Source organism: Pseudomonas sp. GQ91, assembly GCF_059758795.1.
Genome location: NZ_JCAXED010000026.1, coordinates 16245 through 27593, shown reverse-complemented (window position 1 = coordinate 27593; position 11349 = coordinate 16245). Strand labels below are relative to the sequence as shown.

10 protein-coding genes are annotated in these 11349 nt (G+C 60.4%); 6 read left to right on the top strand and 4 right to left on the bottom strand.

Annotated features, from left to right (window positions below):
* Positions 1-240 precede the first annotated feature (240 nt).
* From AC6CIA_RS25830 to aguB, 4 genes are all read right to left on the bottom strand, one after another.
* Entirely contained in the window at positions 241-1527 is a 1287-nt protein-coding gene (locus AC6CIA_RS25830) for an OprD family porin (RefSeq protein WP_339529339.1), read from the bottom strand.
* A gap of 402 nt (positions 1528-1929) precedes the next feature.
* Positions 1930-2157, bottom strand: a complete 228-nt coding sequence (locus AC6CIA_RS25825; RefSeq protein ID WP_339529337.1) for a hypothetical protein — start codon at positions 2155-2157, stop codon at positions 1930-1932.
* A 241-nt stretch (positions 2158-2398) separates the two neighbouring features.
* Positions 2399-3505, bottom strand: coding sequence for an agmatine deiminase (aguA, locus tag AC6CIA_RS25820; protein ID WP_498315925.1), 1107 nt, complete (start codon positions 3503-3505; stop codon positions 2399-2401).
* Positions 3506-3510: 5 nt separating this feature from the next.
* Entirely contained in the window at positions 3511-4389 is an 879-nt protein-coding gene (aguB, locus tag AC6CIA_RS25815) for an N-carbamoylputrescine amidase (protein ID WP_084380987.1), read from the bottom strand.
* A gap of 353 nt (positions 4390-4742) precedes the next feature.
* On the opposite strand from aguB, the gene rfbB reads away from it, so the two are divergent.
* From rfbB to AC6CIA_RS25785, 6 genes are read left to right on the top strand one after another with little or no spacing between them, the layout of a single operon-like run.
* A complete protein-coding gene (rfbB, locus tag AC6CIA_RS25810) occupies positions 4743-5825 on the top strand; it encodes a dTDP-glucose 4,6-dehydratase (protein ID WP_084380988.1) in 1083 nt (360 codons plus the stop codon).
* On the top strand, positions 5822-6697 hold the full coding sequence (gene rfbA, locus AC6CIA_RS25805; protein ID WP_498315923.1) for a glucose-1-phosphate thymidylyltransferase RfbA: 876 nt from the start codon (positions 5822-5824) through the stop codon (positions 6695-6697). The genes rfbB and rfbA overlap by 4 nt, the downstream gene beginning before the upstream one ends.
* Positions 6694-7239 (top strand): dTDP-4-dehydrorhamnose 3,5-epimerase, encoded by a 546-nt coding sequence (gene rfbC, locus AC6CIA_RS25800; protein ID WP_498315921.1) that lies wholly within the window; start codon positions 6694-6696, stop codon positions 7237-7239. The genes rfbA and rfbC overlap by 4 nt, the downstream gene beginning before the upstream one ends.
* The gene (rfbD, locus tag AC6CIA_RS25795) at positions 7236-8105 is read left to right on the top strand and encodes a dTDP-4-dehydrorhamnose reductase (protein ID WP_498315919.1); all 870 of its coding nucleotides are present in this window, start codon (positions 7236-7238) and stop codon (positions 8103-8105) included. The genes rfbC and rfbD overlap by 4 nt, the downstream gene beginning before the upstream one ends.
* Positions 8106-8141: 36 nt before the next feature.
* Positions 8142-9950 carry a sensor histidine kinase gene (locus AC6CIA_RS25790; protein ID WP_498315917.1) on the top strand — a complete coding sequence of 603 codons (1809 nt, stop codon included), beginning with the start codon at positions 8142-8144 and terminating at the stop codon, positions 9948-9950.
* Positions 9947-11329 carry a sigma-54-dependent transcriptional regulator gene (locus AC6CIA_RS25785; protein ID WP_498315915.1) on the top strand — a complete coding sequence of 461 codons (1383 nt, stop codon included), beginning with the start codon at positions 9947-9949 and terminating at the stop codon, positions 11327-11329. Before AC6CIA_RS25790 ends, AC6CIA_RS25785 begins: the two co-directional genes overlap by 4 nt.
* Positions 11330-11349: the final 20 nt, after the last annotated feature.

Sequence of the window (11349 nt, the reverse complement as noted above, 5' to 3'; positions counted from 1 at the left end):
GTTTCAGATGTAAAGGATGTCTACGGTTCTACACCCCCGTTGGGCTGCGCAGCAGCCCTCAAACCTGCCACCCCCGGTTTGACTGGACGAACGAGGAGGCCTTTTTGGGGCTGCTGCGCAGCCCAACGGGGGACAAGCCCCCTCGCCACAGGGTGGTGTTTGGTACGCGACTTTCTTAACTGAACGGCATTACGATCCAGTCGGGTTTTTTAGGCCCTGAATCAGGCGCAATGCTCGATCTTAGAACACGTTGATCGGATAGTCGGCGAACAGACGCAGTTCATTACCACCCACGTTGTAGTTGCTGGCGTTGTTGGATACACGCAACCAGGACGCACGCGCACGCAGGCTCAGGTCCTTGGCTGGACCCGACTGTACGACGTATTTGAACTGGTTGAAGATCTCACGCTCGGTGCCATCGCCGCGACCGCTGCCGTCGTCGATGTGGGTGCCGCGCACGTAAGCGATGTTGTAGGTCAGGCCCGGTACACCGAAGGCGCTGAAGTCCAGGCCGTAGCCTGCCTGCCAGGAACGCTCGTCCTTGCCGTTGAAGTCAGACCAGAACGAGTTGGCCAGCAGGATGGTGTTACCACCGTCACCGACGCCACCTTCGCTGCGATAGCCGCCGTACAGGTAGCCGGTGTCACCGCTACTGCGCTGGTGCGCCAGGGTCAGGCTGTGCGGACCGAATGCCCACGTCGCGCCCAGGCTCCAGATCTTGTTGTCGCGGGCGTTGGCGTCACCTTGGGTTTGCAGGGCGAAGCTCTTGTCCAGCTTGGTCTTGTAGCCGTTGAAGTCAAAGGTCAACGATTGCTGCTCTGGCAGGGCCAGCACGTAGTTGACGTTGATGTATTGTTTCTTCAACACATCTTCCATGTCGGAAGCGTACAGGGCCGCCGACAGGCTTTCGGTGAACTTGTAGCTACCACCCAGGTAGGAGATGTTTTTCAGTTTGCCGCTGTCGGTGCCTTCGGCGCCTTTTTGGGCTTCCTTGGTGAAGCGACCGCCTTGCAGCTCAAGGCCTTCGATCTCTTTGGAAATGATCGAAGTACCGGTGTAGGTTTCCGACAACAGACGCGAGTTGTCGTATTGCAGGACCGGCACGGCTGGCATCTGCTCACCGTACTTCAGCACGGTGTTGGAGATGCGGGCCTTGACGGCAGCGCCCCCCTTGGCCAGGTCGCTCGCCGCTTCGCCGCTGTCGCCTTGCTTGAAGAAATTGATGCCGCCAGCGCCGCTGCGACCTTTACCACCGTCCAGACGGATGGCGTACTGGCCAATCACGTCCACACCCACACCCACGGTACCTTGGGTGAAACCGGATTCGAACGTGCCGATGAAACCCTGGCCCCATTCGGCTTTGTCCTGCTGACCGTTCTTGTAGTCGCGGCTGATGTACGCATTACGCACCGCGATGTTCAAGTGGCTGTCCTCTACAAACCCCTTGGACTGCTCCTGGTCGTTAGCCATTGCCTGCGTAGCGCTCAAAATCCCCAGAGCGAGCAGACCCATCCGTTTGTTCAACATTTTCTTATTCCTTATTACTGGTTGAGTACGCGCTGTGGCACCTGGCTCCGTTTGCATTGTTGATGTCGACTTTTCCTCCAATGAAAAAAGGCCCGCGGACGACTGAATGGCCGCGAGCCTTTTTTTATTATTGGAGAGTCATGGCGGTTAGCCACAGGCGTTGGGGCGAATCCTAGCCGCGCCTTTCGCCATGTGTCAATTTCGTGAATCGTCTGGGTTTAGGCGAAAAAAATCTAAGAGCTGCCAATTGGCCACCATCCAGAAATACGGATGCGCGTCAGGTTCACCACATCAAAAGCGCTATGGACGCTGCTCAGCGGCCTGCAACGCTCTCGCGGCATCCAACACCGGGGACTTATCACGTCTAACGACCGGGATGGCTCTCATTCCAGATGGGAGCGATCATCTCGCAGCGGGTGGGTTCTTGATCAACTCACACAGCACCTGCACTTCAGCCTCGCTGAGCAAGCCGGCCGGATAGCGCTCTCTCATCAGCCGTTGCGGATCAGGTTTTCTGATCTGGCGCGAACCGTTTGTCTTCAACCAGCGCGCCAACGCATGAATGGCGTCCCGGTTCACCATCAGAGGATGGGACGTGCGCTTGTAGACAAGGTTGATATCAGCATTCATTTCGGCGCTCTCCTACTGCTGGAGCGGCTAACTTACTCAAGGTTTGTGACAGAACTGCGCAGTCATAATCCCGGACCACTGTCGCAACGCTGATACAAAAGCTATGCCAATGTGCCGATTCATGGGACCTGCGGGCATGAAAAAGCCCACGCCCCTGACGGGCCATGGGCTTGTCGCATTTGCCGGAATCATTTCCCGACGGCCGGCCACTTTACTCAGCAGTCGGCTGTTACAACTGCACTCAGTTTTTCTGCGGCGCGGGCTGTTGTTGGGTCAGGCAGTGAATATTACCGCCGCCCAGTAACAGTTCACGGCCCGGCACCATCACCACTTCGTGTTGCGGAAACAGGCCTTGGAGAATTTCCCGCGCGCGGCTGTCCAGCGGGTCGTCAAAGCTCGGCGCGATGATGCCGCCATTGACGATCAGGAAGTTGACGTAGGAACCGGCCAGCCGCACCGTTGGATTACGCTCCTGAGTACCGTCCACCGGATCGACACCGGCGCATTCTTCCTCGGTGGCGTACAGCGGCCCAGGGATCGGCATTTTATGCACGATGAACGAGCGTCCCTTCGCATCAGTGCTGCCTTGCAGTACCTTCATTGCCGCGTGGCAGCGGGCATGGTTCGGGTCTTGCGGATCGTCGGTCCAGGCCAACAGCACTTCGCCGGGGCGCACGTAGCAGCAGAAGTTATCCACATGACCGTCGGTTTCGTCGTTGAACAGCCCGTCCGGCAGCCAGATGATCTTATCCACAGCCAGATTCGCGCTGAGCACCGCTTCGATCTGCCCACGGTCAAGGTGCGGGTTGCGATTCGGGTTGAGCAGGCATTCCTCGGTGGTGATCAAGGTGCCTTCGCCGTCGACGTGGATCGAGCCGCCCTCCAGCACAAAACCTTCGGTGCGATAACGCGGGCTGCGCTCGATCTCCAGAATCTTGCCGCCCACTTGGGAATCACGGTTCCAGGGCGAATACAGGCCCCCGTCAAAACCGCCCCACGCGTTGAAATCCCAGTTCACCCCACGCACTTCGCCATGGTCATTGATCACGAACGTCGGTCCGGTATCACGCACCCACGCATCGTCGCTGGACATCTCCACCACACGAATATTCGGCACGTCCAGGCGGGCCCGGGCGTTCTCGTACTGAGCGGCCGAGACCGCCACCGTCACCGGTTCAAAGCGCGCGATGGCCTTGGCGACGGCCACATGGGCAGCCTGTGCGGGCTTGCCGCCCAGGCGCCAGTTGTCCGCACGCTCGGGCCAGATCATCCAGGCCTGGGTTTGGGTCGCCCACTCGGCGGGCATATAGAAGCCGTCTGCGCGTGGTGTGCTGTGCAAGGTGGTCATGGCGATCAGGACTCCAGCGAACCGTCGAGTGTCTTCAGCGCGCCGTACAGGTTCGGACGACGGTCACGGAACGAGCCCCACGCGCTGCGGATGTGCTCCAGCTCGTCGAGGTCGAAGCTGTGAACCAGGATGCCTTCGTCGGTTTCGTTGAGTTCTTCGACCTTCTCGCCGAACTGGTTGGCGATGAACGACGAGCCGTAGAAATCGATGTCGTAGCCGTCCTGCTCTTCGTTACCGATACGGTTGCTGGCGATCAGCGGCATCAGGTTGGCGCCGGCGTGGCCTTGTTGCACACGCTGCCAATGGTCACGGGACGAAATGCTCTTGTCATGTGGCTCACTGCCGATGGCGGTCGGGTAGAACAGGATTTCCGCGCCTTGCAACGCCATGCTACGGGCGCACTCCGGGAACCACTGGTCCCAGCAGATGCCCACGCCGATTTTGGCGTAGCGGGTGTTCCACACCTTGAAGCCGGTGTCGCCGGGGTTGAAGTAATACTTTTCGTGGTAGCCAGGACCGTCCGGGATGTGGCTTTTACGATAGATCCCGAGGTTGGAACCGTCGGCGTCAATGATCGCGATGCTGTTGAAACGCGCGCGGCCCGCCAGCTCGAAGAAGCTGATCGGCAGCACCACTTGCAGTTCCTTGGCGACTTTCTGGAAGTGCTTGATGGCTACGTTGTCTTCAACGCGGGTCGCCAGTTGCAGGTACTCCGGGTTCGGCTTCTGGCAGAAGTACGGGCTCTCGAACAGTTCCTGGATCAGGATGATCTGCGCACCTTTGGCGGCGGCCTCACGGACCAGCTTTTCAGCGGTCTCGATGTTGGCTTCAAGGTCCCAGGAACAGGCCATCTGGGTAGCGGCGACGGTAACGATACGGCTCATGAATCATCTCCTGGGGGGTGGTCAGTGATCAGATTGGCAGTGATCGATGACAAAAAGGGGAATACTGGACGCCAGTGTATCGCGTCGGGGCTGTGGACGACTTTATAGCGGATAAAAATCGACTATTAAAGCGTGATCAGTTCCTTTCGTCGAATAACACCCAAAATAACCCGATAAAAATCGATAAAATTCCGCTAATCGTAAATTTCACTGGTGTTGTCAGGTATCTATAATCGGCCACTGACAACGGGAATGACGCAACCTCCGGGCAGCGCCCCCTTGCACCGCGGCGCTGCACAACACAAGCTATGCCCCATTCGCTTAATGTCCGTCTAAGGAAAAGGCCTCTCGACATGCGCATTCTCGTCACTGGCGGCGCTGGCTTCATCGGCTCCGCACTGATCCGCCATTTGATTCAAGACACTCACCATGAAGTGCTCAACCTCGACAAACTCACCTACGCCGGCAATCTCGAGTCGCTAGGCAGCATCGCGACCGATAGCCGCTATGAGTTCGTCCAGGCCGATATCATCGACCAGCCTGCCGTCAGCGCGGTCCTGGCACGTTTCCAGCCCCAGGCCATCATGCACCTGGCGGCGGAGTCCCATGTCGATCGCTCCATCGACGGCCCGTCGGATTTCATCCAGACCAACATTGTCGGCACCTACAGCCTGCTGGAGGCCGCGCGTGCCTATTGGCAGCAGTTGGAAGAGCCGGCCAGGAGCGCTTTCCGCTTCCATCACATTTCCACCGACGAGGTGTATGGCGACCTGCATGGCGTCGATGACCTGTTTACCGAAACCACGCCTTACGCGCCCAGCTCGCCATACTCCGCCAGCAAGGCTGCGTCCGACCATCTGGTCCGCGCCTGGCAGCGCACTTATGGCCTGCCGGTGCTGTTGACCAACTGCTCGAACAACTATGGGCCGTTCCACTTCCCCGAGAAGCTGATCCCGCTGGTGATTCTCAACGCGCTGGCTGGAAAACCGTTGCCGGTATATGGCGATGGCTTGCAAGTGCGCGATTGGCTGTTCGTTGAGGACCACGCCCGTGCGCTGCTCAAAGTGGTCACCGAAGGCGTGGTGGGCGAGACCTACAACATCGGCGGTCACAACGAGCAGAAGAACATCGATGTGGTCCGCAGCATCTGCGGCCTGCTGGAAGAACTGGCGCCCCAGCGCCCGGCGGGCGTCGCGCAGTTCTGCGACCTGATCACGTTCGTCAAGGACCGCCCCGGCCACGATCAGCGCTACGCTATCGACGCCAGCAAGATCGAACGCGAGCTGGGTTGGGTTCCTGAAGAAACATTTGAAACCGGCCTGCGCAAAACCGTGCAGTGGTACCTCGATAATCTGGAATGGTGCCGCAGGGTCCAGGACGGCAGTTATCAAGGCGAACGACTCGGCAACACTGACATGAAGGATCTGATCGCATGATGAAGGGAATCGTATTGGCCGGCGGCTCCGGCACGCGTTTGCACCCGATTACACTGGGTGTTTCCAAGCAATTGTTGCCGGTGTACGACAAGCCAATGATCTACTACCCGATCTCGGTGCTGATGTTGGCCGGGATCAAGGACATCCTGGTGATTTCCACGCCGGTGGACTTGCCGCAGTACCGCAACCTGCTGGGCGATGGCAGCCAGTTCGGCGTGCGCTTCAGCTATGCGGAGCAGCCATCGCCGGATGGTTTGGCGCAAGCTTTCCTGATCGGCGAAGCGTTCATCGGCAACGATCCGGTATGCCTGATCCTGGGCGACAACATCTTCCACGGCCAACACTTTGGCGACCAGTTGCGCAACGCCGCAGAGCGTCCTTCCGGAGCCACTGTCTTCGGTTATTGGGTCAAGGACCCGGAACGTTTTGGCGTGATTGACTTCGACAAGGAAGGCCGCGCGTTGTCCATCGAAGAAAAACCGGCCAAGCCTAAATCGTCCTACGCCGTGACCGGCCTGTATTTCTACGACAACGATGTGATCCAGATCGCCAAGGCGGTCAAGCCTTCGCCCCGAGGCGAGCTTGAGATCACCGACGTCAACAACGCCTACCTCCAGCGTGGCGACCTGCAGGTGGAGCGCTTCGGCCGTGGCTTCGCCTGGCTCGATACAGGCACCCACGACAGCCTGCTGGAAGCTTCGACCTACGTGCAGACCATCGAGCACCGCCAGGGCTTGAAAGTGGCCTGCCTTGAAGAGATCGCCTACGAGAACGGCTGGATCGACCGTGATCATCTGCTGGAGCGCGCCAAGTATTTCGGCAAGACCGGCTACGGCCAATACCTCTACTCCCTGGCGGGTGAGCGCCAATGAATGTAGTTGAAACCTCGCTCCCAGGCGTGCTGATCATCGAACCGAAAGTATTCGGTGATGAGCGCGGTTTTTTCTACGAGAGTTTCAATGCCCGGGATTTCGAACAGGCGACCGGCCTGCAACAGCAATTTGTTCAGGACAACCATTCGCGCTCGCAAAAGGGCGTATTGCGCGGTCTGCACTACCAGTTGGAACATACACAAGGAAAACTGGTGCGTGTGACCGCTGGAGAAGTCTTGGACGTGGCGGTAGACATCCGTCGTAGCTCACCCACCTTTGGCCATTGGGCGAGCGTACGGCTGTCTGCCGCGAACAATCGACAACTATGGGTGCCGGAAGGTTTCGCCCACGGTTTTGTGGTGTTGAGCGATCATGCCGAGTTCCTTTACAAGACCACCGACTACTACCAGCCAAGCGCCGAGCGTTGCATTCTCTGGAATGATCCGACGCTGGCCATTGACTGGGAACTGAGCGAGCCGCCACAACTGTCCGCGAAAGACCGGATTGGTAAAACCCTGACGGAAGCCGACCTGTTCCCATGAAAATCCTGATCACCGGCCAGCACGGCCAAGTCTCCCGTGAGTTGCAGCAGCGACTGACGGACCTGGGCGAGTTAATCGTCCTGGGGCGCGACCAGCTAGACCTGGCAGACGTCGAACAGATCCGCCAACAAGTGCGCGCCCAGCGCCCGGACGTGATCATCAACGCCGCGGCGCACACCGCCGTCGATCAGGCCGAAAGCGAACCGGATGCAGCGTTCGCAATCAACGCCATCGCGCCGGGCATCCTCGCCGAGGAAGCCAAGGCCCTGGGCATTCCGCTGATTCATTACTCCACGGACTACGTGTTCGACGGCAGTAAAACGGCACCCTACACCGAAGACGACGTGACCAACCCGCTGGGTGTCTACGGCCAGAGCAAACTGGCCGGCGAACAGGCCATCGCGGCGGTGGGCGGCGAGTACCTGATTCTGCGCACCAGTTGGGTCTACTCGTCCCACGGCAAAAATTTCCTGCTGACCATGCAGCGCTTGCTGCAGGAAAAACCGCAGATGCGCATCGTTGCCGACCAGATTGGCGCACCCACCTGGGCCGGCACCATCGCCCACAGCACCCGCGCACTGATCGAGCGCTGGCAGGCGGGGCAGGCCGGAGAGTGGGGTGTCTATCACTTGACAGCCCGGGGTGAGACGTCCTGGTTCGGTTTTGCCCAGGCCATTGGCGAGCAACTGCTGGCCGAAGGTAAACCCTGCGCCCAGTTGGAACCGATTCCTTCCAGCGCCTACCCAACGCCAGCCCAGCGTCCGCTGAACTCGCGCCTCGACTGCAGTCGCCTGCACCAGCAATGGAAAATAGCTCAACCGCAGTGGCACGAAGCATTGCGCGAGTGTCTTGCACAGCAGCACTAGGCATAATGCGCCTGTACCCACAGGCGCACGACCTCCATGACTCCAGCCCTTCCGCGAAGACCCCGCTGGCGCAGCCTCGCCTTACTGGCGCTGTGCCTGGCACCGCTGCTATGGCCGCTGGAGCATCTGGCCGAACGCTATTACCGCAGTGAACTAGCCGGACAGAATCGCCAGACCCTGGACCTGTACGTCGCCAACCTGCTGGGCACCCTGCACCGTTACGAAATCCTGCCGCAGATCCTCGGCGACTTGCCGGCCTTGCGCATCGCCCTGAAAACCCCGCAAGTCAGCACCAACCTGGTCAGCGCCAACCAGTTGCTCAAGCAGGTCGCGGCCCAGGCGGGCGTGGAAGTGATGTACCTGATGGACACCAGCGGCAAGACACTGGCGGCCTCGAACTGGGACAAGCAGGACAGTTTCGTTGGCCGCAACTTTTCTTTCCGTCCTTACTTCATGGAAGCCATGGACGGGCGCCTGGGACGCTTTTTCGGCCTGGGTACCACGTCGGCCAAGCGCGGCTATTTCTTCGCCGCCGCGGTGCGTGAAGACGAACAGGTGATAGGCGTACTGGTGGTCAAGGTCGATCTGGACCACACCGAGAGCCTCTGGGGCCAGACCCCGGAACAGCTGTTGGTCAGCGACCATAATGGCGTGGTGATCCTGACCTCGCGCCCTCAATGGCGCTTTCGCGCCACCCGCCCCCTGACCGATACCGAACGCCAGGCCATCATCGCCATCCAGCCCTACCCCACCCGCAACCCACAACCGCTGAACCTCAGCGCCGATGGCTGGCTGCGACAAGCCACCGAAATCGCCGAAACCGGCTGGAATGTCTCGATTCTTGCGCCACGCACCCTGATTGATCGACCGGTGCGCACAGTGGTTGCCGTCGGTGGCGCGACCTTGCTGGTGCTGATGTTGCTGCTGGGGCTGATGATGCAGCGTCGGCGCCATTACCTCGAGCGCATCGCCTTCGAGGCCAAGGCCAGGCGCGAGTTGGAAATGCGCGTGATCGAGCGTACCAGCGACCTGGAAGGCCTCAACCGGCGTCTCAAGCAGGAAGTGCTGGAGCGGGAAAACGCCCAGCAGGAACTGGTGCGGGCCCAGGATGACTTGGTGCAAGCCGGCAAACTGTCGGCGCTGGGTACCATGTCAGCGAGTATCAGCCACGAACTCAACCAACCACTGGCGGCCATTCGCAGCTACGCGGAAAACGCTGAAATTCTCCTCGATCATCAGCGCAACGACGATGCGCGGGGCAATCTCAAGCTGATCAGCGAACTGACCGGGCGCATGGCCTCGATCATTGCGCATTTGCGAGCCTTTGCCCGTCGCGATCGGCATGCACCGGAAAGCGTGGCGCTGCAACCGGCGCTGGACGATGCCCTGGCATTGCTGGCCAAGCGTCGCCGGGCGATGGAAGTCGAGCTGATTCGCGATTTGCCGGAGGCAACCCTGTGGGTGGAAGCCGGCGAAACCCGGCTGCGCCAGGTGCTGGGCAACCTGCTGGCCAATGCCCTCGACGCGCTGACCGAGAAAGGCCCGCCACGCAAACTGTGGCTGAGTGCCGAATCCACCGGAGACGGCGTCAACCTGTACATCCGCGACAATGGGCCGGGATTCTGCATGGAGGCCCTGGGTCGCGCCAGCGAACCCTTCTACACCACCAAGACCCGCACTCAGGGCCTGGGGTTGGGCCTGGCCATTTGTGACACGCTGATGCGTGCTTTTGGCGGTGAACTGCTGTTCGCCAATCACAAGGAAGGCGGCGCATTGTTAACCTTGAAACTGCGTGCCGGAGCACCGGGCGTCAGTCTGCAACCGTCCGAGGACCGCAGCGTATGAGTATCGATAACCAGACTCAGGTGGTGTTGATCGATGACGATCCACACTTGCGTCAGGCCCTGTGCCAGACCCTGGACCTGGCCGGGTTGAAAGTCCTGCCCCTTGGCGAAGCAAAAGGCCTCACGGCGCGCCTGTCGCGGGACTGGCCGGGCGTGGTGGTCAGTGATATCCGCATGCCCGGGATGGATGGCCTGGAGTTGCTGGCCGAACTTCACGGCCAGGATGCGGAGCTGCCAGTGCTGCTGATCACCGGCCATGGCGACGTGCCGCTGGCGGTGCAGGCCATGCGCGCCGGCGCCTACGACTTCCTGGAAAAGCCTTTCGCCAGCGACGCCTTGCTCGACAGTGTGCGCCGTGCCCTGGCCCTGCGCCAACTGGTGCTCGACAACCGTAGCCTGCGCCTGGCCTTGAGCGATCGCCAGCAATTGAGCACCCGGCTGGTGGGGCAATCTGCGTCGATGCTGCGCCTGCGCGAGCAAATTGGTGCGCTGGCGGCGACCAAGGCCGACGTGCTGATCCTCGGTGAAACCGGCGCTGGCAAGGAAGTGGTGGCGCGCGCGCTGCATGACCTGTCAAACCGTCGCAGCGGGCCGTTCGTCGCGATCAATGCGGGCGCCCTGGCCGAGTCGGTGGTGGAGAGCGAGTTGTTCGGCCACGAACCTGGGGCTTTTACCGGGGCGCAGAAACGGCGCATCGGCAAGTTCGAATTCGCCAACGGCGGCACGCTGTTCCTCGACGAAATCGAAAGCATGAGCCTGGACGTGCAGGTCAAATTGCTGCGCCTGCTGCAAGAACGGGTGGTCGAACGCCTGGGCGGCAATCAACTGATCCCGCTGGACATCCGGATCATCGCAGCGACCAAGGAAGACCTGCGCCAGGCTGCTGATCAGGGACGCTTTCGCGCCGACTTGTACTACCGACTCAATGTCGCGCCCCTGCGCATTCCGCCCCTGCGCGAACGTGGCGAAGATGCCTTGATGCTGTTCCAGCACTTCGCCGACGAAGCCAGCAGTCGTCACGGCCTGCCACTGCATGAGTTACAGCCGGGTCAGCGGGCGATGCTCTTGCGCCATGACTGGCCAGGCAACGTGCGGGAATTGCAAAACGCCGCCGAACGCTTCGCGCTGGGCCTGGAGTTGGCGCTGGATAACACCCCGGACAGCCCGGCGGCCGGCGCGCCGATGGCGATGGGCGGGCTGAGCGAGCAAGTCGAGCACTTCGAAAAAACCTTGATCGCCGCCGAACTGGCGCGTCCCCACAGCTCTGTGCGCAGCCTTGCCGAAGCCCTGGGGGTACCGCGCAAAACCTTGCACGACAAATTGCGCAAACACGGGCTGAGCTTTGCCGACAGCGGCAACCAAAATACCGACGACGAATAACCCTTTCCACCCGCCAAGAG

Bases quoted from the DNA above. Each gene is read 5' to 3' on its own strand.
- AC6CIA_RS25830 (WP_339529339.1), bottom strand. From the start codon at position 1,527: ATGTTGAACAAACGGATGGGTCTGCTCGCTCTGGGGATTTTGAGCGCT.
- AC6CIA_RS25825 (WP_339529337.1), bottom strand. From the start codon at position 2,157: ATGAATGCTGATATCAACCTTGTCTACAAGCGCACGTCCCATCCTCTG.
- aguA (WP_498315925.1), bottom strand. From the start codon at position 3,505: ATGACCACCTTGCACAGCACACCACGCGCAGACGGCTTCTATATGCCC.
- aguB (WP_084380987.1), bottom strand. From the start codon at position 4,389: ATGAGCCGTATCGTTACCGTCGCCGCTACCCAGATGGCCTGTTCCTGG.
- rfbB (WP_084380988.1), top strand. From the start codon at position 4,743: ATGCGCATTCTCGTCACTGGCGGCGCTGGCTTCATCGGCTCCGCACTG.
- rfbA (WP_498315923.1), top strand. From the start codon at position 5,822: ATGATGAAGGGAATCGTATTGGCCGGCGGCTCCGGCACGCGTTTGCAC.
- rfbC (WP_498315921.1), top strand. From the start codon at position 6,694: ATGAATGTAGTTGAAACCTCGCTCCCAGGCGTGCTGATCATCGAACCG.
- rfbD (WP_498315919.1), top strand. From the start codon at position 7,236: ATGAAAATCCTGATCACCGGCCAGCACGGCCAAGTCTCCCGTGAGTTG.
- AC6CIA_RS25790 (WP_498315917.1), top strand. From the start codon at position 8,142: ATGACTCCAGCCCTTCCGCGAAGACCCCGCTGGCGCAGCCTCGCCTTA.
- AC6CIA_RS25785 (WP_498315915.1), top strand. From the start codon at position 9,947: ATGAGTATCGATAACCAGACTCAGGTGGTGTTGATCGATGACGATCCA.